The sequence below is a fragment of the Roseobacter sp. AzwK-3b genome (assembly GCF_000170875.1).
Classification (GTDB): domain Bacteria; phylum Pseudomonadota; class Alphaproteobacteria; order Rhodobacterales; family Rhodobacteraceae; genus Roseovarius; species Roseovarius litoreus.
Window position 1 is genome coordinate 1 of the sequence record NZ_ABCR01000012.1, and the last position, 24,456, is coordinate 24,456.

Annotated in this window: 23 protein-coding genes and 2 pseudogenes; 6 read left to right on the plus strand and 19 right to left on the minus strand. The window is 56.9% G+C overall.

Annotated elements, in window-relative coordinates; translation table 11 throughout:
- On the plus strand, positions 1–326 hold a 326-nt coding region (locus RAZWK3B_RS17065), incomplete at its 5' end, for a tyrosine-type recombinase/integrase (protein ID WP_007817357.1).
- A gap of 51 nt (positions 327–377) precedes the next feature.
- Here RAZWK3B_RS17065 and RAZWK3B_RS17070 read toward each other — a convergent pair.
- Both RAZWK3B_RS17070 and RAZWK3B_RS17075 read right to left on the minus strand, forming a co-directional pair.
- On the minus strand, positions 378–1,178 hold the full coding sequence (locus RAZWK3B_RS17070; RefSeq protein ID WP_007817358.1) for a YdcF family protein: 801 nt from the start codon (positions 1,176–1,178) through the stop codon (positions 378–380).
- Between the two features lie 482 nt (positions 1,179–1,660).
- A complete protein-coding gene (locus RAZWK3B_RS17075) occupies positions 1,661–3,124 on the minus strand; it encodes a mannose-1-phosphate guanylyltransferase/mannose-6-phosphate isomerase (RefSeq protein WP_007817359.1) in 1,464 nt (487 codons plus the stop codon).
- Between the two features lie 826 nt (positions 3,125–3,950).
- Here RAZWK3B_RS17075 and RAZWK3B_RS17080 point away from each other — a divergent pair.
- Entirely contained in the window at positions 3,951–4,316 is a 366-nt protein-coding gene (locus RAZWK3B_RS17080; protein ID WP_007817361.1) for a hypothetical protein, read from the plus strand.
- Between the two features lie 194 nt (positions 4,317–4,510).
- Here the strand turns inward: RAZWK3B_RS17080 and RAZWK3B_RS17085 are convergent, their stop codons facing one another.
- The 3 genes from RAZWK3B_RS17085 to RAZWK3B_RS17095 all read right to left on the minus strand — a co-directional run bounded on the left by RAZWK3B_RS17085 (position 4,511) and on the right by RAZWK3B_RS17095 (position 6,401).
- Positions 4,511–5,110, minus strand: coding sequence for a hypothetical protein (locus tag RAZWK3B_RS17085; RefSeq protein ID WP_007817363.1), 600 nt, complete (start codon positions 5,108–5,110; stop codon positions 4,511–4,513).
- Positions 5,111–5,186: 76 nt separating this feature from the next.
- Positions 5,187–5,621, minus strand: coding sequence for a hypothetical protein (locus RAZWK3B_RS17090; protein ID WP_007817364.1), 435 nt, complete (start codon positions 5,619–5,621; stop codon positions 5,187–5,189).
- Between the two features lie 114 nt (positions 5,622–5,735).
- Entirely contained in the window at positions 5,736–6,401 is a 666-nt protein-coding gene (locus RAZWK3B_RS17095) for a hypothetical protein (RefSeq protein ID WP_007817365.1), read from the minus strand.
- A gap of 686 nt (positions 6,402–7,087) precedes the next feature.
- Between RAZWK3B_RS17095 and RAZWK3B_RS21265 the strand changes: the two genes are divergently transcribed.
- Positions 7,088–7,264: a hypothetical protein gene (locus RAZWK3B_RS21265; protein ID WP_007817366.1), complete on the plus strand. Its 177-nt coding sequence runs from the start codon at positions 7,088–7,090 to the stop codon at positions 7,262–7,264.
- 109 nt (positions 7,265–7,373) lie between these two features.
- Here RAZWK3B_RS21265 and fcl read toward each other — a convergent pair whose 3' ends face one another.
- From fcl to RAZWK3B_RS17110, 3 genes and pseudogenes are all read right to left on the minus strand, one after another.
- On the minus strand, positions 7,374–8,384 hold the full coding sequence (gene fcl / locus RAZWK3B_RS17100; protein WP_050774267.1) for a GDP-L-fucose synthase: 1,011 nt from the start codon (positions 8,382–8,384) through the stop codon (positions 7,374–7,376).
- Positions 8,350–8,553 (minus strand): annotated as a pseudogene (locus tag RAZWK3B_RS17105) (GDP-mannose 4,6-dehydratase); the annotation flags it as partial. The pseudogene RAZWK3B_RS17105 and the gene fcl, both read right to left, overlap by 35 nt.
- A gap of 155 nt (positions 8,554–8,708) precedes the next feature.
- Positions 8,709–10,148: a phosphomannomutase/phosphoglucomutase gene (locus RAZWK3B_RS17110; RefSeq protein ID WP_007817369.1), complete on the minus strand. Its 1,440-nt coding sequence runs from the start codon at positions 10,146–10,148 to the stop codon at positions 8,709–8,711.
- 104 nt (positions 10,149–10,252) lie between these two features.
- On the opposite strand from RAZWK3B_RS17110, the gene tnpA reads away from it, so the two are divergent.
- From tnpA to tnpC, 3 genes are read left to right on the plus strand one after another with little or no spacing between them, the layout of a single operon-like run.
- Entirely contained in the window at positions 10,253–10,684 is a 432-nt protein-coding gene (tnpA, locus tag RAZWK3B_RS17115; RefSeq protein ID WP_007811945.1) for an IS66-like element accessory protein TnpA, read from the plus strand.
- A complete protein-coding gene (gene tnpB, locus RAZWK3B_RS17120; protein WP_007812645.1) occupies positions 10,681–11,034 on the plus strand; it encodes an IS66 family insertion sequence element accessory protein TnpB in 354 nt (117 codons plus the stop codon). The genes tnpA and tnpB overlap by 4 nt, the downstream gene beginning before the upstream one ends.
- A gap of 54 nt (positions 11,035–11,088) precedes the next feature.
- The gene (gene tnpC / locus RAZWK3B_RS17125; RefSeq protein ID WP_007813144.1) at positions 11,089–12,648 is read left to right on the plus strand and encodes an IS66 family transposase; all 1,560 of its coding nucleotides are present in this window, start codon (positions 11,089–11,091) and stop codon (positions 12,646–12,648) included.
- 288 nt (positions 12,649–12,936) lie between these two features.
- On the opposite strand, the gene RAZWK3B_RS17130 is transcribed toward tnpC, so the two are convergent.
- From RAZWK3B_RS17130 to RAZWK3B_RS20700, 11 genes and pseudogenes are all read right to left on the minus strand, one after another.
- Positions 12,937–13,965 carry an IS110 family RNA-guided transposase gene (locus RAZWK3B_RS17130; protein ID WP_007817370.1) on the minus strand — a complete coding sequence of 343 codons (1,029 nt, stop codon included), beginning with the start codon at positions 13,963–13,965 and terminating at the stop codon, positions 12,937–12,939.
- Positions 13,966–14,230: 265 nt separating this feature from the next.
- The gene (gene metK, locus RAZWK3B_RS17135) at positions 14,231–15,412 is read right to left on the minus strand and encodes a methionine adenosyltransferase (RefSeq protein ID WP_007817372.1); all 1,182 of its coding nucleotides are present in this window, start codon (positions 15,410–15,412) and stop codon (positions 14,231–14,233) included.
- Between the two features lie 9 nt (positions 15,413–15,421).
- Positions 15,422–16,810, minus strand: coding sequence for an adenosylhomocysteinase (gene ahcY, locus RAZWK3B_RS17140; protein ID WP_085977148.1), 1,389 nt, complete (start codon positions 16,808–16,810; stop codon positions 15,422–15,424).
- Between the two features lie 48 nt (positions 16,811–16,858).
- Positions 16,859–17,722, minus strand: a complete 864-nt coding sequence (gene galU / locus RAZWK3B_RS17145; protein WP_037296175.1) for a UTP--glucose-1-phosphate uridylyltransferase GalU — start codon at positions 17,720–17,722, stop codon at positions 16,859–16,861.
- A 186-nt stretch (positions 17,723–17,908) separates the two neighbouring features.
- Positions 17,909–18,595: pseudogene (locus RAZWK3B_RS20695) on the minus strand (transposase).
- Positions 18,534–19,142 carry a GNAT family N-acetyltransferase gene (locus RAZWK3B_RS17155; RefSeq protein ID WP_007817380.1) on the minus strand — a complete coding sequence of 203 codons (609 nt, stop codon included), beginning with the start codon at positions 19,140–19,142 and terminating at the stop codon, positions 18,534–18,536. Before RAZWK3B_RS17155 ends, RAZWK3B_RS20695 begins: the two are co-directional and overlap by 62 nt.
- A complete protein-coding gene (locus tag RAZWK3B_RS17160) occupies positions 19,132–19,827 on the minus strand; it encodes a sugar transferase (RefSeq protein WP_007817382.1) in 696 nt (231 codons plus the stop codon). The genes RAZWK3B_RS17155 and RAZWK3B_RS17160 overlap by 11 nt, the downstream gene beginning before the upstream one ends.
- Positions 19,828–19,830: 3 nt before the next feature.
- Positions 19,831–21,018 (minus strand): UDP-N-acetylglucosamine 4,6-dehydratase, encoded by a 1,188-nt coding sequence (locus RAZWK3B_RS17165; protein ID WP_007817384.1) that lies wholly within the window; start codon positions 21,016–21,018, stop codon positions 19,831–19,833.
- Entirely contained in the window at positions 21,015–22,196 is a 1,182-nt protein-coding gene (locus tag RAZWK3B_RS17170; RefSeq protein ID WP_037296176.1) for a LegC family aminotransferase, read from the minus strand. Before RAZWK3B_RS17170 ends, RAZWK3B_RS17165 begins: the two co-directional genes overlap by 4 nt.
- A 124-nt stretch (positions 22,197–22,320) precedes the next feature.
- Positions 22,321–23,463 (minus strand): glycosyltransferase family 4 protein, encoded by a 1,143-nt coding sequence (locus RAZWK3B_RS17175; RefSeq protein WP_050774268.1) that lies wholly within the window; start codon positions 23,461–23,463, stop codon positions 22,321–22,323.
- Positions 23,447–24,277 (minus strand): sulfotransferase family protein, encoded by an 831-nt coding sequence (locus RAZWK3B_RS20700; RefSeq protein WP_157132297.1) that lies wholly within the window; start codon positions 24,275–24,277, stop codon positions 23,447–23,449. Before RAZWK3B_RS20700 ends, RAZWK3B_RS17175 begins: the two co-directional genes overlap by 17 nt.
- Positions 24,278–24,456 lie beyond the last annotated feature (179 nt).

Genomic DNA, 24,456 nt, shown 5'->3' on the forward strand with positions numbered 1-24,456 from the left:
GTACGGCAGAGCTTGTTCTCGACTGGTTGGAGTGGCGCGGGGACCAGATAACACCGCTTTTTTGTCCAATCTATCACGGCCACGCCATCGACCGACCGCTGGAAGCCTCGATGGTCAAGCGTCTCGTCAAGGACGCAGCGCGTGAGGCAGGGCTTGATGCGGATGACGTGGCGGCGTTCAGTGGGCATTCCATGCGCGTGGGCGCAGCTCAGGACTTGCTGCGCAACGGGTTTGACACGGCCGCGATCATGCGCGCGGGCGGTTGGAAATCCGTGAATGTCCTTGCGCGTTACCTCGAGCAGGCCGAACAGAATGTCTGGGCGTAATTGCGCACTAAGGCGCGCATGCTGACGCCCGCACAGTCATGAAGACATATGTCAGCAGCCTCTCGAGAACATCACATCTATTCGCCCGGTCCATTCATAGGCAAGCAGACCGATCCATTCTTTGATGCTGAGGTTCAGCTTCTCGAAATTGCCCGTCGGATCCCATTTGAATTCCAAGTCAGTTATTGATCGGTAATCTACAGGGAACGGCGTGATATCCCGCCAGCCAGCCGCACAAAATGTGGCGAGGCTGCGCGGCATATGAAAGGCCGACGTGACCAGAACCCACGGGCCTATTCTTGGATCATCCACCAGCTCACGCGAAAACGCGGCATTTTCCGCTGTATTGCGCGCCCGACCTTCCAAAATAATCCGCTCTGGGTCGACACCCAAAGACTCGAAATACGCCTTGGCCACGATTGCCCCGGACACACCGCCAGCTAAAAACTGACCGCTGCCGCCCGTGAAGATCAGCTTGGCATCCGGATAGGCAAGGGCCAAGGCCACGCCAGCGCTCATTCTGTCCCCGGCCCCATTGGTCTCGGGCAGGCCCGACGCGGCAGACATCGCTCCGTCTTCTCCGCCGCCCAAAACAATTATACCGGCCGGCGGTGCAATATCAGGCGCGGACGGGTAGCGCTGCTCCAATGGGCGCATGATAAGCTGACCAAGAGGCACAAACCCCATGAAAAGCACAAATAGCAGCGTGCCATTGACCCAAAAGCCGATTGCGGCCATGCGTTGCGCACGCACGGCGCGCCGCGCGAACAGCAGGAAAAAAACGATCCAGCTTTCAGGCTGCGCCACAAACCAGAACAGTTTTGACAGTATGAAAAAAACCGTATCTGACACGCGCCGCCTCCCCCGCCCTCCGATCGCGAGACAGTTAGACGACCTGCCGAAGATGACCACAGCAACCACTTGTCCCTGCCGAAATTAGGCTCAAATCGGCAACTAACCGCCCATTTTGGCGAGATTGGCACTGTGAATGTAACAAAATAATGACCCTCAAAACGCGCCCTTCCGCCCTAAAGCGTTTTGCGGAATGCAGTGTTTATGTGATTCTATGCAAAATTTCCGCCTTTAGCCGGTCCCTCCGGTCAAAGGCGGCTCGATTTAAATCACAATGTTCATCAAATGTTCCAAAATTTATTTCGGAAAGACACGCGCGACAGCATTGGTCGGAGGTGCCGCTGATACCGGCGACCAAAAGCGTTTTGCGGGTACCTGACTTACAGATGCTCGCAAAACGCGGTGCGGTGATCGATCATTGCTCACGCCCCACCTTGGCTGGTGCCTCAGGTAAAAGGCGGACCATATGAGCGAATAGCCCTTCACTCGCGGGCGTAGACATCCTCATATCGCACGATATCGTCTTCGCCCAGATAGCTTCCCGTCTGTACTTCAATCAACACCATCGGAACTTTACCGGGGTTTTCCAAACGGTGGACGGCGCCCAAGGGCACGTAGACCGATTGGTTCTCATACATGAGCTTCACCTCATCTCCAATCGTGACCCGCGCAGTGCCTGAGACCACGATCCAATGCTCGGCGCGGTGCACGTGGCTTTGCAGGCTCAACTGCCCCCCTGGCTTGACGACAATGCGCTTGACCTGAAACCTGTCAGAGAGCGCCAGCGTCTCGAAATATCCCCATGGCCTCTGATCACTGGGAAATTGGTCCGCCTGAGGCACCTTTTTTGAGCGCAACATTTTGACGACTGCGCCGACATTTTGCGCGCAGGACCGATCGGCGACCAGAACCGCGTCCGGCATGGCCACCACCATCACATCCTTCAATCCCAGACCCACAACTTGAAGGTCCGGGCTTTCAGAGCGCAGGAGGCTGTTTTCACAAGCGAGAGCTGTGGCGGGCCCCGATAAGCTCACCCCATTTGCGTCCGCGCCCGCCTCTTCGTGCACGGCCGCCCAGCTACCCAAATCCGACCAGTGATGGGTATAGGGCACAACGGAAAGATTATCGGCCCGTTCCATCACCGCGTAATCCAGCGAGATATCCTCCGCGCGCAACCAGGCCTCAGGATCAAGCCGCAAAAACCCAAGGTCTGCTTTTGCGTCATCATAAGCTTGCTGGACGTGATCAACGAGCTCTTCAGCATGAACAGAAAAGGCCGCCAATATGTCTTTTGCAGCAAACAGGAAAATGCCGGAATTCCACAAATAGGTCCCATCCTTGACCATGGATTGCGCCGTCCGCGCGTCGGGTTTTTCCACAAAGCGCTCCAGCAGCACCGCGGCCCCCGACCCGTCAGGTGCTGCGCTGAGCGCCAGGTAGCCATAACCTGTCTCTGCATGGGTGGGCGTAATACCGAAGGTCACCAGCCTCCCAGCGCGCGCGGCCTCGGCCCCTGTGGCCACCGCATCATGAAACGCATCAATATCCGGGATCACGTGATCTGACGGCGCGACCAACATCAACGCCTCAGGATCCTGGCTCGATATATGCAGGGCTGCCGCAAGGACCGCAGGGGCGGTGTTGCGCGCCTGCGGTTCAATCAAGATAGCGCCCGGATCCACACCTATTTCCGTGAGCTGCTCCGTCACAAGAAATCGGAAATCTGCATTGGTCACAGCCACCGGAGGCGCAAACGAAACCGCCACCGATCCGCCGCTCAAACGACGCGCGCAGCCCTGCAACAGGCTTTCGTCGCCGAGGATCTTGGCAAATTGCTTCGGATAGCTCTTGCGCGACAAGGGCCACAGACGGGTGCCAGAGCCCCCGCAAAGAAGTACCGGTGTGATGGAATACATTGTCTTCGCCTGCTCGTTTTTTTTCATTTAGAGACTTTTTGGATTACCTTAACGACAGCCACTAGGCATGACCAAGGCAATATTTTGACCGCCCCCTGAAACCCCGAAATAAAGCTGCCACTTTTAACCGAAAACCCCTTTTGGACAGCCAAGTCGCTTGCCGTAGGCGCCGCCCTCATATCGGCAAGCGTAACAGCCTATAGGCGTGCAATTCTCAAAAACGTGGCCAATATCACGACGCGCCGTTGAACGAACCGAACGCCAGATCGAAAACATCAAGGGCAACATGCGCAACGATTGACGCATCAAGATTTTTGGCGCCTCGGTCGCCAGATATATCTTAAAGAGATCGCGATACGCGCGAAGCTTTGGCCACCGAGCTCATCCTGTCGCTCGCCACAGTTGGCGTAAGACGCCTTGCGATCGGCGGAGCGCTTGCGGCAGTGAAGGCAACTCAGCGAACACAAGGCCAAGTTGACCTAGACGCCATTGCGAACACGGCAGCTTACCATCGGCTGCACACTATCGTGCGGGCAAACGGCGTCTCAGCAGATTAGCCCAAGCAAGGCTCAACCAAAACACTCCCAAATACGCGGAGTCTTACGTCAGGTGTTTTGACCCATAAACCCTTTATATGAAGAAAGCCTCTTCCGGCCAAAATGACCGTTCGCAGTGACACTTGAGCCTTTGTCGGCGTGCTCCCGAGGCGAACTCCCGCTTCGCGCAAATGGGACAAAGGTCGGACATAACGTGGTCCTTTGAACGCATCCAACCAGATCTGTGCAGGCGTAGGCTACGGGGATTGACGCCGTGCTCTGAGCATAAAACGTCGTCCTGCCCGCGAGGAAATGTGATGCCCCGAGACTTAACCGAGTACGAGGACGACCTGCTCAATCTGATCGCGCAACCGGATCAGATCGAACTGGTCAGCGTGCCGACTGGCGCACCAAGCCGTTCCGGTAAAATCAGTCAGCTCTTCCAATTGTATGGTGGATATTCTGACGACGCTCATGAAGACGAGCCAATCCGCAAGCTGCGTGCCCAGCCAGAAATCACGCCGGATATAGAGCGCGACTTTATCGAACGCGCAGAACAGTCGCTGATCGTGGCCACGGAAGAGTGCCCGCTCAGCCTTTGGGGCCGCATCTCCCGCTGGATTACATCTTTGCGCAGGTCCAAGCCAACGGTTACGCAGGAGTGCGCAGCACAACTTTCTTGAGGCGCGTAGACCAGCCAAAAGCTTAACTTGTCATCCGCCTGGGAGTTTTTAACGCGGTCTGCCTTTACCCGAAAACGACAGCTAAGAGCGGGACGCGCGCACCGATTGAACGGAGGCGTGAATTACGCAAAAATCTGTGAACAAAGTGTTTCGCGAAGCGCTTGAACCGCGTTTTGGTCCTGAAAGTTTCGCGCTCAAAGGACCTGCGCGTCCGCCCCGCTTATGGCCTCATTCTCAACCCATGCCGCAAACGCGCGGCGTCTTTGCGATTTCGCTTCCCCGAGATACCGCTGATAGAGCTTGTAGCGCTTCTCAACGAGCGAGGCCCCCAGGACGCAGTCCCCATTGATGTCGCGCTTGACGCTCATATTCACCCGCATCCCCTTTTGGGACAGGGCTTCAAAATCGATGATCTCATATGCGAGTTCTTCGATATCAGCGATATCCGAGCAGATATCATGCATCGTCGACGCCTGAGCTTTGCGCTTATGTTCAATGACCTCCGCTTTTGCGCGCGCAAAAGCCTCTTCCACAGCCACGAGACGGGTTTCCGCCTCCGCGAGCGTCAACGCAAGAAACCCGCGCGTGTCCTGTGGCATGAGATCCTCAGGCGTAATCTCCGGGCGGCCCAGAATGACGGACAGCCAGGCTTTGAGCAGCTCAGGATCCGGGCGCGAGGTCAGCCCATGTTTTCTGGCATTTCCGGCCACTGTCGCCTTGCCAGCGGCCGTTTTAGGCCCCGTGCTCTTTTGCGCATTGGCCCTGTTGCGAGGCGTATGTTTTTTCTCGTTCATGATTTGTTCCCACAAAGAAAATACATCCCGGCCGTAACTCTGCGTGTCGGGCATGTGTCCAGGTTTCGCACGGCTATCAGCATGGCTCTGCCGTCCCGTCGATAATGGGCTTCTGCTCACGCTCTTCTTTGCCACCGCAGGTCTCTTTTTGCGCAAATTTGCGCAATTGATCCCTGTCCAAGATCCGCACCTCGGCGCATCGGTTTGGTGGCGGGGTCAGTTTCTGGATCCGCATCAATTCCTTGTAGATAGGCTCCAACGCTTTGACCTTGTCCATCATTTTATAGGATCTTGAAACGCGCAGCTCTCCAGTCCCACGGCGCTTGTGGATCTTGAGCTTGAAGGATTTCAAAGCTGCAAATTTCTCGGGATCCGACGTGGTGACGTTAAGCTTGGGCACGCCCTGCGCGTCAACCCAGACGATGTCAGACAGGCCGGCGAAAGCAATCGCGTTGCGACGGTCTTTCTCCTCCTGCAGCAGGCGCGCAATTTCTGATCTCAAATGCTCCACTTTGCGTCTCCATACCGCCCCGCTCGGGGCGTCACTTCGCTTGTCAAGATCAACACAGCCCCGCCAGGTGCTCCTTGGATGTCGCAGATCCACCAGACTGAGGGCTGTGTTCGCTTAGCTGCGCGTGTGCCCGATGATGCGGGTGCCCCGAACCGGTTTACCCGATCCTTCAATGGTCACTGGGCGTGTTTTGACGAGCGCATCATAGTCACGCTTGGCGTCGCGTACGCGGCGCTCAAGCTCTTTGATTTCGGCCTCATGATAGCTCGCCCCCGTTGAGGTTGCGCGGTAGGCTCGTGACGCAAGCTCGATGGGCTCCATGCCCAATTTCTGGATCTCCCGCGCAGTGTCGGCGCGCAAGTCAGGCACCACCGCCACCGAGTACAAAGCGAAGCGCTTAGCTTGCTCGACAGCACTTTCCTCATTGTATTCCCCGCGATCACGGCCATGCTTTTCTTTCAGGACCCTCGTTTCCTCCTCCCACTTGGCTCTTGCCGCAGCCATGTGGGCCTCCATGACGGCCTCCATTGTATATCTGCGCAAGCACGCGTCTCGCATCGCCCTGTGCTGATGCAACTCCCACTCAAGAGCGACCACGCGTTCAGCCAAAATCTGTTCATACGCCGAGGCAGGCTGCAAACTATCTATCACCCCCGCACGGAACGCATTGTACTGATACATATCCTCGCCCACAGGCGGCACGTACTTAAACAACAGTTTCGTAAATGCCTCGAGGTCGAAATCCTCAGGATCGGCTTTTGATGTTACAGAATTCGTCATTGTCTACATCCTTCTCTTGGAGTGATACCCACACTCAAATACCATATGTAGACATAAATTTCAACGATTACACAACATGTAGTTATTTTATACTTAAAGCTCCTCTCGCACCCATATGTAGATCATGTCAGCAGGGACGCCTCCGTCGCCCCGATGAAAAACGCTCCATGTCCTTCAATCGCTCTCGAAAAGCCTCTGGCCAGGAGGGCCCACCCTTGCCCTGCATATACGGCAAACAGTCCCAAAGCCGCGCTTCTGCAGGACAACCGCAAGCGTGTTATCGCCAGCACGGGCAGCGCTTGGCGGGCGCGTCTATTTTGGCAAGCGTCGGTTTCGTCGCCACACGCGTTGTCACAGGCGGATGGGCTGCGCTCACGGTCGGCGCCGCGCTCTTATGCGGAGGCGCCACATCCTATGGGCTTTCTGCGGCGTTTTGCGAAAAACCTGACACAGCGATTTTCGCGAAATGCGGTGCTCGGTTCACTCGTTGCACGCGGTCCGCCTGTCGCTGATGCCTCAGGTTAAAGGCGGACCGCTTAAAGCTCAAGAAACGTGCCAGAGCATCACGATGCGCCGTCGAACAAACCGAATGCGTGATCAAAAGCATCGAAAGGGCATGCTCAAAGATGGATGAGTCTGGATTTTTGGCCACTCAATAGCTATGCATATGCCATGGAGATCGCAAAATGCTCGAAGCGTTGACACCCGAAGTAATCCTGTCACTCGCGACAGTTGGCGTAAGCGGACTTGCGATCTGTGGAACGCTCGTTGCATTGAAGGCAACCAAGCGAAAGCAAAATCAAGTTGACGTGGACGCCATCGTGAAAACCGCGCCTTACCATCGGCTGCACAACGCCTTGTAGGCGAATAGCGTCTGAGCATTTGATCCCAAAAAGAAACTCAATCAAAATACCCTAAAATACATATCAGCACCGTTCAATTATCGCGCCTCAAGATGGTGCGCACACATTATCACGCGCGCAAACGATCATAATGTCTCAAGAACCAGGCGTATGTTTCCTCCACACCGGCACGCAGAGGGATTTGGGCCGTCCAGCCCATGGCCGACAATCGGGTCACATCCATCAGCTTGCGCGGCGTGCCATCGGGCTTTGACCGATCCAGCCTGATCTCTCCGCGAAAGCCGACCACATCCGCAATCAACTCTGCAAGCTCCAGAATGCTGATATCCTCACCACAGCCCACATTGATATGGCTCAGCATCGACCTCGTGTTCGCAGCATAAACGTCAGGCTCCAGATCAAGCACAAAGAGGCTCGCCGCCGCCATATCATCCACGTGCAGAAATTCACGACGTGGCGTGCCACTACCCCAGATCGTCACATGATCCAATGACTGCTCTTTTGCCTCATGAAACCGACCCATCAAGGCCGGCAGAACATGCGAATTCTCCGGATGGAAATTATCGCCCGGCCCATACAAGTTGGTCGGCATGACGCTGCGACAATCAACCCCGTATTGCCGGTTGTAACTCTCACAAAGCTTGATGCCCGCAATCTTGGCCACGGCATAAGGCTCGTTTGTAGGCTCCAGCGGCCCTGTCAACAGCGTGTCCTCCGCCATCGGCTGGGCCGCATCGCGCGGATAAATGCACGACGAGCCAAGCTGCAAAAGCCGCCCCACCCCGGCGCGATACGCCTCATGGATGACATTCGCCTCAATCATCAAATTGTCGTAGATGAACTCCGCCGGGTAGGTGTTGTTGGCATATATCCCCCCAACCTTTGCTGCCGCCAAGATGACAATCTCGGGCCGCACCTCTTGCATGAAGGCACGCACAGCCGCCTGATCCGTCAAATCAAGCTGGTCGTGGGTGCGCGTGATCAGCTCGATATCAGCACCGTTCAGCTGCCGTGCCTCAAGATGGCGCGTAATGGCTCCACCCACCATGCCGCGGTGGCCCGCCACATATATCTTTTGCACCACGTCAGCCCTCCACTGAAATCGGCAGTGCCATGCCATTGTCTTTTAAGAGCGCATGGCGGCGCGCTGTTTTCAGGTCTTCCGCCACCATCTCTGCACACATCTCTTGCGCCGTGATTTCCGGCTCCCAGCCAAGATCCGCCTTGGCCTTTGCCGGATCGCCGAGCAGCGTTTCGACCTCAGCGGGCCGGAAATACCGCATACCTATTCACATAATGCCATCATTATATTGTGTCCAAGGTGTATCAAAACCCCAATTATTTTGAAACAAATCTGCTAAAAATTGCGCCCTATTGGGCGCACATCCCACCCAAAACTCAGCTTCACAAGAACCAAAATATGCGTCATGCTTCGTTCTCCAGTTCAGATCGTCTGGTCGTAATCGCCGACCAACGGCTCGGTCCGGATGACGGCATCGAGATCGGCGAAGATCGCGCGCATCTCGGCGTCGCTGTCGCTGCTTTCGCAGACCACCACGAGATTGGGGGTGTTGGAGGAGGCGCGCACCAGCCCCCATGAGCCGTTGTCGAGGATCACGCGGGCGCCGTTGACGGTGACCACTTGCCTGATGGGGCGACCGGCGAGCGTGTCGCCGGCATCGGCCTTGGCGACGAGCTTGGCCACGATCCGGTCCAGCACCGCGTATTTCTCGGTGTCGGCGCAATAGGGCGACATGGTGGGGGTCGACCATGTCTGCGGCAGGGCGCGGCGCAGGTCGGACATGGACATGTCGGGATTGCGGTCCATCAGTTTGCAGATCTCGACCGCGACACGCATGCCGCAATCATAGCCCCGGCCCACCGGTTCGGCGAGGAAGTAGTGGCCGGATTTTTCGAACCCGGCGAGGGCGCCGATCTCTTTGACCCGGCGCTTCATGTGGCTGTGACCGGTTTTCCAGTAATCGGCCTTGGCGCCGTTCTTGTGCAATTCGGGATCGCTGGCGAAAAGGCCGGTGGATTTCACATCGGCCACAAAGGTGGAGCCGGGATAGAGGCGCGACAGGTCGCGGGCCATGATGACGCCGACCTTGTCGGCGAAAATCTCTTCGCCCTCGTCATCGACGACGCCGCAGCGGTCGCCATCGCCATCGAAGCCGAGCGCGAAATCAGCGCCGGTGGCGCGCACGCTGTCGGCCATGTCGTGCAGCATTTCCATGGCTTCGGGGTTGGGGTTGTAGTTGGGGAAGGTGTAATCAAGCTCGTTATGGGAGGCGATCACCTCGACCCCGATACGCTTGAACAGTTCGGGCGCGAAGGCCGAGGCGGTGCCGTTGCCGGTGGCGCAGACGACGCGCAATTTGCGGGTCATGCGGAAATCGCCGACCAGATCATCGAGATACGCCTCGCGCACGCCATCGACGAATTCATAGGACCCGCCGGGGGCGGGCTGACCCTCGCCGCTCAGCACGATGTCGCGCAGTTCGGCCATTTCATCGGGGCCGTGTGTCAGGGGGCGGTCGAAGCCCATCTTGACGCCTGTCCAGCCGTTGGGGTTGTGGCTGGCGGTGACCATCGCAACGGCGGGCGCATCGAGGTGGAACTGGGCGAAATAGGCCATCGGCGACAGGGCCGGGCCGATGTCGCGCACCCGGATGCCGGCCTGCAGCAGGCCGATGATGAGCGCGTGCTTGATGGCCAGCGAATAGTCGCGGTAATCGTTGCCGACGGCGATTTCGGGGCGGATGCCACGGCGCTGCATCTGGGTGCCGAGGCCGAGGCCAAGCGCGGTCATGCCGGGCAGGTTGATCTCAACAGGGTATTTCCAGCGCGCGTCATATTCGCGAAAGCCCGTGGGTGCGATCATCGCATCGCGCAGGAATTCCGTAAGCGGTCGCTGGCCCTCACCTTTTACCCGCTTGTCTGACCTGCGATGCCATGTCCGATGGAGATCGGTGCAGGAGTTTCGCGATGGCGACTACGTTGGAGTTTCTCCGGGATTACGGGGTGGACATAAGGACCAACGGACAGCGACGCTGGCCGGATGAGATAAAGGCTCGGATCGTTGCTGAGAGTTTGCAGCCAGGTGTGAGCGTGAATGCAGTTGCGGCGCGGTATGGTCTTCGGGCGAACCATTTATCGGAATGGCGTAGTCGGGCACGTGATGGCCGGTTGGTTTTGCCTGTGGTTGAAGATGACAGCTTCTGTTTTGCACCGATCGTCGTGTCGGATGGTGGCGGCGGTGCGGATGTGCCGGCTGTCGCCGGGCAGCCCACAAAGCCTGACGGGTTGTCCTGTAAACCCATCGAGATTGCGATAGGTCGTGTGACAATCCGGGTCGATGGCACCACCAGTTCTGACCGGATTGCCGAGATCGTGCGGGCAATCGGGGCGCGGCCATGATGTTCCCGTCAAACCGCGTGCGGGTTCTGGTCTCGACGCAGCCAGTGGACTTCAGGAAAGGTCATGATGGTCTGGCGGCAATCGTGTCATCTGTGCTGCGCAAGGATCCGTTCACCGGCACGGTGTTTGTGTTCCGATCGCGCCGTGCCGATCGGCTGAAGCTTCTTTACTGGGACGGCACCGGTCTGGTGATGGCTTACAAGCGACTGGAGGAGGCAACCTTCACCTGGCCTGCGATCAAGGACGGGGTGATGGCGTTGAACCATGCCCAGTTCGAGGCGCTGTTTGCCGGGCTGGACTGGCGTAAGGTTAAAGCCTTAGAGGCGCGCCCCCCTGCTGCGGCAGAGTGAATCAACCATATGTTTTTGCGTGATTTTACTGGGGCATCTGGGTAGCTATGGCCTATGCAAACTGCCCCGCAACTTGATCTTTCCGCTATCCCGGCTGCGCAACGCGCGGCGGTTCTGGCGTTGATGGAAAAGGTAGCGGCGCTCACAGAAATAACCCAACGGCAAGAGCACCTGATCGCCGAGTTGAACCATGCCCTGCATGGGAAGCGGTCGGAAAAGCTGACCGAGGATGAGCGACAGCTGGCGTTCGAGGATCTGTCCATCGCACTGGCAGAGGTCGAGGTGCAGAAGGAACATCTGGCTGACAGGTCAGGTGACAAGACGACAACCAAGCCTGCGCCGAAGCGCACCATCGGCAATCTGCCGACAGCATTGCCCCGCATCGAAGAGGTCATCGAACCCGAGAGCCTGATTTGCCCTTGTGGCTGTGGCGTCATGCACAAGATCGGTGAAGACCGCAGCGAGCGGCTTGATATCGTGCCAGCGCAGTTGCGCGTCATCGTCACCGTGCGCCCGAAATACGCCTGCCGGACCTGCACCGACGGCGTGACCCAAGCCCCCGCACCATCGCATCTGATCATGGGCGGCCTGCCGACCGAGGCGACCATCGCCCATGTGCTGGTCAGCAAATATGCCGACCACCTGCCACTATACCGCCAAAGCCAGATTCTGGCGCGGGCGGGTCTTGATCTGCACCGCGCTGTGCTGGCCGATTGGGTGGGTAAGGCGGCGTTCCATCTCAAGCCCGTCGTCGACCGGCTGACCGACCATCTGAAGCGATCCAGCAAGCTGTTCATGGATGAAACCACGGCCCCGGTGCTGGACCCAGGGCGCGGCAAAACCAAAACCGGGTATCTCTGGGCACTGGCCCGCGATGACCGACCATGGGGCGGTGAGGACCCGCCAGGCGTGGTCTACTTCTATGCCCCCGGGCGCGCGGGCCAGAATGCCGAAACATTCCTGACAGGCTTTGATGGCATCCTTCAGATCGACGGATACCAGGGCTACAACCGGCTGACCAAGCCTACCCGCAAGGGCGGCAATCCCATTCGCGTGGCCCATTGCTGGGCCCATGCCCGGCGCAAACTGAACGAAGTCTTTGACCGCGATAGATCAGAGATCGCCGCCGAAGGCCTGCGCCGCATCGCCGGGATCTATGCCGTCGAAGCTGACATTCGTGGCATCTCCCCCGGCCAGCGATTGTCTGCCCGCCAGACCCACAGCGCTCCACTGGTCGCGGCATTCGGTGATTGGCTGCAGGCTGAGCGACGCAAGGTCTCTGCCAAATCCCGCTTGGGCGAAAAGCTGACTTACATCCACAATCACTGGGACGGGCTGCAGACCTTCTTGGCTGATGGTCGCGTCGAGATCGACAACAACCGCGTCGAAAACATGATCCGACCGATCGCTTTGAACCGCAAGAACTCACTCTTCGCGGGTCACGACGAGGGCGGCATCGCTTGGGGCCGCATTGCCTCGCTCATCGAAACCTGCAAAATCAACGGCGTCGAGCCCTTCGCCTATCTCAAGGCAACCCTCACAGCGATCGCCAATGGCCACCCGCAAAACCATATCGAAGACTTGCTACCGTGGAACTTCAAGCCGTCAAGCTAAGCCGTCAGTGTTGTCCAGCGAACGTGTGTGGACGCCCCCATGAATGCAAGTACTTTTTTTGGCACGATAGGGCATGTGATCAGGTGCAGTCGTGTGTCCGGCCTCGAAGTTACGGCCTTTATACGCCGCGGGCCTGTATGGAGATATGCAGATCGGGTCCAGTTCGCTTACCCGCGCTTGATAGCGCATCGTCCGCAATGATGGTTTTCCCGATCCAATCTCTTGATCGTTTGCCCTTACGTTCCTCCGTCCTGCTCACATTCGCGGCGACACCCCGGCGAGTTTGACCTATGCGGTCGCCATCGCCGGATCTCTGTAATCTTCAGCTTTGCGCATGAGCGCCCAGGCCGTGCGTGCCATTCGGTTGGCCAGCGCTACCGCAACCAGCATCTTTGGCTTGCGCTCAAGCATTCTCGCAAGCCACGAGCCTTCTGGGGCGCCCTTACGTGCTGCCCATCTGACCACTGCAACAGCGCCAACGATCAGCAACCTTCGGATGTCACGCTGGCCCATCTTCGAGGTTCGGCCAAGCCGTTCCTTTCCACCGCTTGAATGTTGTCTTGGCGTAAGGCCAACCCACGCCGCGAAGTCGCGCCCTTTTTTGAAGGTTTCCATGGGTGGTGCGAATGTAGTGATCGCCGCCGCGGTGATTGGACCGATGCCTGGAATCGTCGTCAACCGCCGCGCAGTGTCGTCGGTGCTTGCACGTCTGCGCAGTTCAGCATCCAAGTTCGCCACCTTCTCACTCAAGCCAGCGATCTGGTCCAAGAGCAGCTGCGCCAGATCTCGTACCACCGCAGGCAAAGCGCCGTCGTCGCCATTGATGACCGCAGCGAGGCGGCCGACATGAGCGGGACCTACGGGCGCGACGATGCCTTGCTCGGCTAAATGGGCTCGAAGGGCGTTGATCGTCTGTGTGCGTTGCCGAACCAGAAGATCGCGGGTACGATACGCCATCATTGCTGCTTGCTGTTCCTCGCTCTTCACGGCTACGAACCGCATGGTCGGACGCGATGCCGCTTCTGCGATTGCCTCCGCATCGGCCATGTCATTCTTTTGGCGCTTCACGAACGGCTTCACGTAGGCTGGTGGGATCAACCGAACTTCGTGACCGAGGCTGCCTATTGCACGGCCCCAGTGATGAGCGCTGGCGCAGGCCTCCATCGCCACAATGCAAGGCGGTTGCTTGCTCAGGAAATCAAGCAGCTGCGCACGCGACAGCTTGCGCCGGAATAAAACAGAACCATCTCCCGCGGCGCCATGCGCCTGAAATATGTTCTTGGCCAGATCCAGGCCGATGATGCTAGCCTCGTTCATGGACGCTCTCCTCGTAGAAGTGTTTCAACACCCACTACTTTGGCACATTCGATGCCGCCGGGGGGCGTCCACCCCATCGCTTACGGAATTCCCATGTGTTGGGGGTGACGGTGGGCAAGGGTTTGGTCATTCTGTCCTCTCAAAAAACGATGCGTAGAGACAAAAAGTCCCGACCGCGTCGGCAAACACGATCGGGACAAAGGTCGATCAGATGAGCCAAGTGCAGTCCGCAACGTCAGGCTCGGTAGATGAGGTTACATAAACGCTATGTGACTTCTGCCTTTAGCGCGTCGACCAGATCGGTTTTTTCCCAGCTGAAGCCGCCATCGCCATCGGGCTCGCGCCCGAAATGGCCGTAAGCGGCGGTGCGCTGGTAGATCGGCTTGTTCAGCTCCAGCTTGTCGCGGATGCCGCGCGGGGTCAGGTCCATGACCTTGGCGACGGCCTCTTCGATCTTGGCGGGCGGCACGTCGCCGGTGCCGTGGGTGTCCACGTAGATCGACAGCGGACGCGCCACGCCGATCGCATAGGAGAGCTGCAGGGTGCAGCGTTCGGCCATGCCTGCGGCGACCACGTTCTTGGCGAGATAGCGCGCAGCGTAAGCGGCCGAGCGGTCCACCTTGGTCGGGTCTTTGCCGGAAAACGCGCCGCCGCCATGCGGAGCGGCGCCGCCATAGGTGTCGACGATGATCTTGCGACCGGTGAGGCCAGCGTCGCCGTCAGGGCCGCCGATCACGAAGGTGCCGGTCGGGTTGACCCACCATTCGGTGCGGGCGGTGATCCATTCGGCGGGCAGAACCTCGCGGATATACGGCTCGACGATGGCGCGGATGTCGTCGCTGGTCTGGGCTTCGCTTTCGTGCTGGGTCGAGAGCACGATCTGCATGACTTCGACCGGCTTGCCGTTTTCGTAGCGCAGCGAGAGCTGGCTTTTGGCATCAGGGCGCAGCGAGGGTTCGACGCCGGATTTGCGCACCTCGGCCAGCCGGCGCAGGATCGCGTGGCTGAACTGGATCGGGGCGGGCATGAGCGCGTCGGTTTCGTTGGTGGCATAGCCGAACATGATGCCTTGGTCGCCTGCGCCTTCGTCACCGCGTTCGCCGGTCACGCCTTGGGCGATATGGGCGGATTGCTCGTGCAGAAGGTTGGTGATCTCGCAGGTTTCCCAGTGGAACTTGTCCTGCTCGTATCCGATGTCCCGGATGCAAGCCCGAGCGATGTCTTCGATCCGGTCCATGTAGACGCGCAGGCGGTCCTGATCCTGAAGTCCGACCTCGCCGCCGATGACGACGCGGTTGGTGGTGGCGAAGGTTTCCGCAGCCACGCGGGCGTTGGGCTCCTCGGCCAGGAAAGCATCGAGGATGGCGTCCGAAATCCGGTCACAGACCTTATCGGGATGCCCTTCTGAGACGGACTCGGAGGTGAAAATGTAGCTATCGCGTGTCATATCTTGTCCTCAATACCGGTAGTGCTCGGGCTTGAACGGGCCTTCGGGTTTCACGCCGATATACTCCGCCTGATCGGGCTTGAGCTCGGTCAGCTTGACGCCGATCCGGCCAAGATGCAGGCGAGCAACCTTTTCATCCAGATGCTTGGGCAGGATGTAGACCTTGTTTTCATACTGATCGCCACGCACCCAAAGTTCGATCTGCGCCAGCACCTGATTGGTAAACGAGGCCGACATCACAAAGCTGGGGTGGCCAGTGGCATTGCCAAGGTTCAACAGGCGGCCTTCGGACAGCAGGATGATCCGGTTGCCCGAGGGCATCTCGATCATGTCCACCTGTTCCTTGATGTTGGTCCATTTGTGGTTCTTGAGGCTGGCCACCTGAATTTCATTGTCGAAATGGCCGATATTGCCGACGATCGCCATATCCTTCATCTCGCGCATATGCTCGATGCGGATCACGTCCTTGTTGCCGGTCGTGGTGATGAAGATATCGGCGCTCGCAACTTCATCTTCCAGAAGCGTCACTTCGAACCCGTCCATCGCAGCTTGCAGCGCGCAGATCGGATCGACTTCGGTCACTTTCACACGGGCGCCGGCGCCGGCAAGCGATGCAGCACTGCCTTTGCCCACGTCGCCATAGCCACAGACCACGGCCACCTTGCCGGCCATCATCGTGTCGGTCGCGCGGCGGATGCCATCGACCAGCGATTCCTTGCAGCCATACTTGTTGTCGAATTTCGACTTGGTGACGCTGTCATTCACGTTGATCGCCGGGAAGGGCAGCTGCCCGTCGCGCACGAGCTGATAGAGCCGGTTGACGCCGGTGGTGGTTTCCTCGGACACGCCCTTGATCTGGTCACGCACCTTGGTGAACCAGCCGGGGCTTGCCGCCATGCGCTTGGCGATCTGCGCCTTGATGACCTCTTCCTCTTCCGAGGTGGGGACGGGAATGATGTCTTCACCCGCCTCGGCGCGCGCGCCCAGCAGGACATAGAGCGTAGCGTCGCCACCATCGTCGAGGATCATGTTCGGGCCGTCTTCGAAAAGGAACGACTTGTCGAGGTAATCCCAATGCTCTTCCAGCGTCTGACCCTTGATCGCAAAAACCGGAACACCCGATTTCGCGATGGCGGCGGCCGCGTGATCCTGTGTCGAGAAGATGTTGCAGCTGGCCCAGCGCACATCGGCGCCGAGCGCGACCAGCGTCTCGATCAGAACGGCGGTCTGGATCGTCATGTGCAGCGACCCAACGATGCGCGCGCCCTTGAGCGGCTTTTCCTCACCGTATTCCTCGCGCAGGGCCATCAGCCCCGGCATTTCCGTTTCCGCGATATCCAACTCTTTGCGGCCATATTCAGCCAGGTTGATATCCTTTACGATATAGTCAGTCATTATGGTCCGATCTGTGGAGGTCACGTTTGAGATATGTTGCGCCGCGAGCTATCAGTCCGCACCTTTTTTGAGGCCTGCGCCATGCAAAGCCTTGCTAAACTCGGGATGCTCCATGGCAAAATCGACAATCGCTTCCAAATAGCCGAATTTTGAACCGCAATCGTAGCGCTTGCCCGAAAGTGCTATAGACTGCACACGTCCCTCTTGAGCACGTACATTAATCGCATCGGCAAGTTGGATTTCGCCACCAGCACCGGGCGGCAGATCCTGAAGGATGTCCAGGATTTCGGGCTCGAGGATGTAACGACCGATCGAAGCAAGCCGCGACGGAGCATTCGACGCAGGTTTCTCAATAAGGCCAGCCACATCGCCCTCGTCTTGTCCCGGAACGATAATTCCGTATTTGGACACTTCGCTCTCTGGGACTTGCATGACAGAGAGCTGTGTTTTGCCCTGCGCAGCATACCCACTGACGAGCTGCGACATCGGACTATGCTGGGCTTTGATCACATCGTCTGCCAATAGAACCGCAAACGGATGACGACCAATCACCGGGCGCGCGCACAGTACAGCGTGCCCCAAGCCATAGGCGCGTGGTTGGCGGATAAAAATACAATTGACGTGGCTCGGCAGGATATGACGGACGCTTTCTGCCAAAGCACTTTTGCCTTTTTCCTCAAGTTCGCGCTCAAGTTCCGGGTTGGCATCGAAATGATCTTCGATAGCCCGCTTATGGCGCCCCGTTATGAAGACAAGCTCCGTCATCCCAGCTGCAACAGCTTCTTCCACCGCATATTGAATGATAGGTTTGTCTATAATTGGAAGCAGCTCTTTCGGCATGGCTTTTGTCGCAGGCAAGAAGCGTGTTCCAAGACCAGCGACAGGGAAAACTGCCGTTTTAATTCGAGATGTCATGACAGATAGAGTTCCTTATGTTTGCAAAACAGAGGTGGTCGCGGCAATTCGGACCAGTTGTTAACCGGGATTATTCACGACGCGCACGCCAGCAGTCAGTAGTTGCTCTTCTACGCGCGGGTGACCTGCTGTCCGGGTTTTTACGGCGGACGGGGTGTGTCTTCGAGAGCTTTTCAAGTTGGTGTTTCAAGATTGGCGGGTCGCGATGTCTGCGTCATGTGGGGCGCGGCGGGGCAGCGCGTCGCACAGGAGCCTTATGAGGCTCTGACGTGGGCATGAGGCTGGCAGCGTCATTATGATCCTGGTTTTCTTCTCGACGATGGTCGCGGTCAGTTTGACCAAGTGCAGGCGCAGCGTGTCGAACTGAGCGCGCCGCCATTGCGAGCGTTTCGGACAGGCCGCGCGGAGCGTCCACCACAACCAGTAGGCGCAGCCGTGAAGCATGAGCCGCATTTGGTTGGCGCTTGCGCCCATGCACGATGTGCAGTCCGAGGCGAGATGGCTCTTCCAGCCCTTGATGTGGTTATCGGCCTGACCGTGGGCGGATTAGATCTTCTCGTAAAGGTGCTTGCCGCGCGGGCCCATCAGATTGGTGACGATGAAGCGGGTGTCGCGTCCCATGGAGCTGACTTCGACCCGGGCAATGACGCGTCGCTCTTTCGACCACGACCGGGCCGCGTAGGAGAAGGACTTGAACCGGCGCGGTTTCTCGCCATTGCGTACATAGCGGTCTGCCGTGGAACCCTCCAGGGTTTGCACCAGCGCCTGGCCTTCAGCCGCATGCGCATGACGCGGTAGATTCCGCGTTTCATCAACTCTGGGACGCATCCCAGCTTTTCTGCAAGTATTGCACATATACAGTGGAGCCGGCATTGTAATGCACACGAAGGCTAGCTGCAGGTTCGGCTCCCATCTTGGCGTAGAAGCGATGTGCTGGGAGCAAAGCTTCTCCAACCACAATGCGAAACGCTGGAATGTCCTGCTGACGAAAATGCATGCATAAGGCAGTATACAGCCGTTTTGCCACGTCGCCTCCCCGTGCATCCAGAGCAACTGCGATGGAGAACAACTCAGCTCGTGGAAGCTCACACTCAAGTCCATCGTCGCCTCCACGCAGTAGTATCTCGATAATGCCCCAAAGTTTGCGAGGGCGGAGCACAACATGTACTAGTGAGAGAATTAAAGCAGGACAATCTCGCAGCATCTGTTTGTAGATCGGCCCCATGCCGATGCCGCCACTGACGAAACCGATCACATCTGAACCGTCACGCTGAACGATTAAAACCGCAGAGTCGCTACGATCGATGGCGCGGTAAAGAACTGTGAGAAACCGGACACCCAGACTTGAAAGAAACCCCTGATCTATGCGCGCAGCATGCAGCCGAGCGACCTGTCTCAGCGTTTCCCCATCAAGCGACAAGGGACACCGAAGGCCAATTTACTTCCCGCGCGATTTCCTCAGGTGGCGAAGGCAGATCGGGGAAAACCTTCCAAACAAGCCCAGAACGTGGTCGGGCGACAACCCAGACGGTCAGGGCGATCAGCGCAAGGTAAGCAAAAACACTCTGGTTCTGCACATACCACTCCTCGAGTAAACCCTTGTAGGGCATGATCAACTCATCATAGACCCGATTAGGGTCCTTTGCAGCATGCATCATGTCTTCTTCCCCACGGAACACAATTGAGCCAAGACCAGAAAGTCCCGGACGCACCGTGACAATTGTTTTCTGTGAGCGCGAGGGGAAAGCATCAAAACAGCGCTGCGTCTGAGGCCGAGGGCCAATGAGGCTCATGTCCCCCTTCAGGATGTTTATAAGCTGCGGCAACTCATTGATCTTAGTCTTGCGCAGGAAGCGGCCGACTGGCAGGACGCGGGGATCGTCCCTTAGTGTCACAGTACCAGTGCCCATGTTGGGGCTGTCTTTGAGCATGGTGGCAAATTTCAAAAGCTTGAACGGTTTGCCCCCGCGGCCCACTCGGTTTTGCGCGAAAAACACTTCACCCTCGCCAGTAAAGCGCAAGACTACTGCGACAGGGATCAGAAGCACCGCAAGCAAGAGAAGTGCTGTACCGGAAAGTACAATATCAAGTACTCGCTGCACCATGACCTACATCCTCGCGTCCAGATACTTACCCGTTTCCTTGTGATCGAATTCCGGAAGCATATCCTTGAAGAGTTCCACGATCTCGGGCTTGTCCCAAGGGGGAGCGTCGCGGATGCAGGCGATCTTGTTTGCGAAATGATCGAGCTTTGATACGTCGAAGTCCGGCGTGTTTAGAATGACACCGATCGTGTCGAAACGCTCCATGTCCAGTGTCTCAGCCCCAGTATAGAATTCCTCGAAATCTTTCTCACCGGTAGTGTCGGAGGTAAAAAAGAAGACTGGCCATTTGCCCGCGCAGATCAGTTCGGCGACGCGGCCTCGTGCCTCCTCTTCGGTGGCGCATTCATAAGGCTCATATCCCCGTGCGCGCAAGTAACGCACGGCGATATCGGAAAAGCGGATGAGGTTGAGCGCCTTGCTCAGCTTGGGAAAGAAGATGTCGCGGTTGTTGCCCAAAAGGCAGGACATCAGGCACAATTCACCCGATTCCTGCGGCGTCACGAAATAGCGGCGAACGTCGTTGGGCGCTGAAATTGGCTGGTTCTTTGCAAGGCGCTGGTTGAAACCGTGTAGGAGTGAGCCGTCGGAAAAGGCTACATTGGCGAATCGCGCGGTTGAGATCGGTATCGTTAGGCTCTCGCGCATCAAAAACATCTCCATAATCCGCTTGCTTGCCCCCATCATGTTGACAGGGTTGGTCGCTTTGTCGGTTGAGACGCAGAAATATTTAGTCGCTCCCTTGTCGCGTGCGGCCTGCAGCGTAGAGATAGTGTTGAGGATGTTCACTTGGATGAGCCGCATCAGGGTGAACGGGTCCTTCTCGCTGCGCACATGCTTTAGCGCCGAGAGATTGAGCACGTAATCATAAGCTAGATTTGCCGCCATCAGCGCCTCGAACTCACGGCTTCCACAATCAATTGCGAAGGTGCGAAAATCGGCGTCGTTGTACCCCAGCGTGCTACGAATGTCGCGCACGAGTTCGACCATGTTGTTCTCGCATATATCAACCACATGTAGCGCGCGCGGATTTCGCTTGAATATCTCGCGCGTTACGGCCTGTCCGATAGAACCGGCCCCGCCGATCACCAAGAAACGCGAGGCGCTGACCAGATCGCGCAACTCAGCATCATGGCGAGCAATATCCGTGTCGAAAAGCGCCAGATCGCGACCGATGAGATCGAGAATATTCATGTATGTAGCCTGTGGAACTGGTTTTCGGGAACGCTGGACGGCAGGTTGACGACTCGGTCGGCGAGCCAGCGGGAGGTCTCGAGCCCGTCGTTCTGGCACTCCGCAAAAGCGTTAAGGTCGCTCATCAGAGTCCAGATCGGCCGGGTCATCACACCCTTACCGTTGGTGTAGTCGAGAAATGCGTCACGTGCGTTGCGATCTTCCAGCCGGATGGCATTGAGCCAGTAATTCGTGGTCGTTGCCGCAATCGGATCGATGAAATGCAGCCCGTGTTCGGCGCAGAAAGCCCGGTAGCGCGCCGCCGTGTCAGCCTTGATCCGCAGCATTTCGGGCAGCTTTTCCATCTGTGCACAACCTAAGGCCGCGTTGAGATTAGGCATGCGGTAATTGTAGCCCACCTGGTCATGCACGAACTCCCATGCGTGCGGTACCTTGGCCGTGGTGGTCAGGTGTTTGGCGCGATCAGCGAGCGCCGTGTCATCTGTGACGATCATGCCACCGCCTCCGGTCGTGATGACCTTGTTGCCGTTGAAGCTTAGCGTGGCCAGAGTGCCAAAGGTGCCAGTATGGCGCGCGCCGACACGGCTGCCGAGCGACTCTGCGGCATCCTCGATCAGTGCAATGTCGAATTCGGCACATACCTCGGCGATTTCGGCGATCCGACAGGGCAGGCCAAAAGTGTGCATCGGCACACAGGCAGTGATGCGTGCGCCGGTCTCACGATTTATTGTCTTACCGCCCTCGTGCCTCGTGTTAGCCTCTAACCACCGGCGCAGGGCCACCGGGCTCATTCCCATCGTGTCTTCGTCCACATCTACAAACACAGGCCGCGCATTTGCGTAGCAAATAGCGTTGCAGGTCGCTACGAAGGTAACTGCTTGCGACAGCACCTCGTCACCCTGACAGACCCCAGCCACGATAAGCGCAATATGTAGAGCTGCTGTACCGTTCACGGTGGCAATCGCCCGAGCCGAGCCGGTGAATTCGGCTATCCGCTCCTCCAACTCGGAAACCCGAGCGCCAACCGACGAAACAAAATTCGAATCGATCGTGTCAATAAGGTAGTTGCGTTCATTTCCCTCAAAGACCGGCCTGTGCAAGGGGGTGAAGCTGTCACCATAAATATTATGTACAAAGGCGATCAGCGCGTCAGTATGATCTGGCAAAAAGGGTATCATGATACGTGGCCTCAGCATGAGCTATGCCGGCTCATTAACGCACTTGTCACGAAGGAATCCAACTACATTTCGGCCTTGACGGCTGGTTGAATTTTGCGTCCGGCGGCGTCATAAACGTGGATGATTATAAATCCATTGCGTCAAGCATCACTGCGTTCACCTTTTTAACATCGTATTTGTTTAAAGCCATTTCTCGCGACTTCTGGCCCATTGAGACAACCAAAGCAGGATTATCTATGAAGTTCTCCATTGCTGCAGCCAGTGCAGCGGCGTCGCGAGCAGGAATGAGGAACCCGTTTATCCCATCTTGAACAGTTTCACGACACCCGGGCGCGTCAGTGGTTATGACTGGACGTCCGGTCGAAAGCGCTTCAAGGATTGAGCGTGGTGTACCTTCACGATAGTAGCTTGGCAGAACGTACACACTGCAATTTTTGAGTACATCTCGAACATTATTCAGATGGCCATGGAAGCATATATTACCTAATTGGGACCACTTTTTTATTTCATCTGGAGTAATCGCGCTAGGATTGGGGTCGTAGTCTCCAACCAAATGAAATCTCACATCAGGAAATTTCCGACCAATCGCTCTCGCTGCTGCTAAATATTCTCGTATTCCCTTATCTGCGATCAAACGGGCGATTAGAAGAAATGATATGGGTCCACTTGGTATTGGTTGCTGCGGGTAATCCGATGTATTGACCCCTGAGCCATTGACTAAAATCGTCCGCGTTCTGGGGCCGAGCACGCGGAGCCGTCGTAAATCCTCACTATCGTCAGGGTTTTGAAAAAACACCCCATCAGCATTTTTCAAAGCGATCCAGTAGAGCACGATGAGCAACCACCTAACAAACCTCCGTTTACCTTTTGGCTTACCAGTGAATGCGTAACCGAGGCCATTAATCATCACAAAACGTTTCGAAACCCCAGCCAACCTGCCGGCCAGGGTTCCGAAAATGACAGGTTTGGATGTGTAGCCAAACACATGATCGGCACGGACTTCACGGAAAAGGCAATAGAGACCAAAGAGTAGTTTCAAATCCTGTATTGGCGTCAGGCCAGCACGGGACATTGCAATCGTATGCGGTGTCACCGACCAATTGCGCAACTTGTCCCCGAGCTCAGGATCATTTTCGAAATCTGGAGCAACAACATGTACATCGTGACCGCCGGCAACCATCTGCTTTATTAAATCTCCGCGGAATGTTGTCAGGGACCAAGCAAAATTAGACACTACTACCACTCTCATTTCAGGATTTTCCCCCATGGAAAGTCCGCTTTTGTTCTAAGATAAACCGTATGTCATCAGCGTGCACTTGTTCGAGATATTCGCGATGCGCTTGGGAAAGGGCTAGTTTGCTGGTATCGCCACCTTGGAAGAATAGTGGCTTTAGACCAATGCGCTTCGCGCCCTCTACAACTCTGTCCATCCCGGCGGACCGAAAGAACCGGGCAGTGCGTGCTGCCATAGTAGCTAATAACTGGAATCTCGGCACTACACCGGAGCCGTATTTGTCTAATATCTCGGGGTTGAGTTGCCGCCTCGAGACTCCAATGAATTCATGCACGTCCATGACCATCTGCGCGCCCCTTGCCTCTATATCGTCGAACCAAAGCAACTGTACTCGGTCATTCCCAAAATCACGCTGCCAATCGACAACGTGTTTTGCATAACGACCAGATTCGACTATCTCGGGGTTTTGTTCAATGGCACGGAAAAGATCGTCCGGGCTACGGCCCTTCGCGACTTCATGACGGAAAAGAGAATAGGTGCGCTCTACCGGATCGCGAAGCAGGATGATGATCTTTAGATCTGGGAAATTGGTGCGCAAACGATCCCTTGCTCGAGGATTATGAAAGTAAGTCGGACCAATTTCCCCAACTTTCTGTCCAGATTCGGCGTTAGAAAAATACCTTTGAAAATAGGTATGTAAATCGATCTCCGTTTCGCTGTCGAAAGCGAAGGTTTCTTTGGTAAATGCGGGCAGAGCGACTTTTGGGTGGGTACGCAATGCCCGGTCTAGCCATGAGCTCCCCGTCCTCTGTGGTCCAACAACGACAAAGTCGAGTCTGTTAATCATGGGGCACCTTTTTAAATTGAGTATTAGCGAAATACGCTTCAGCGTGGATCGGCTTTGTTGACGCCATCGGGCAGCCAAGCGCATGTCTCCGCCTCTTGAGCTGCGTCATTCAGGACTGACCACTCTTCTACCCGTTGATCAAAAGCACTCGTAACTGTCCTCTCGGTAGGTTTTATACC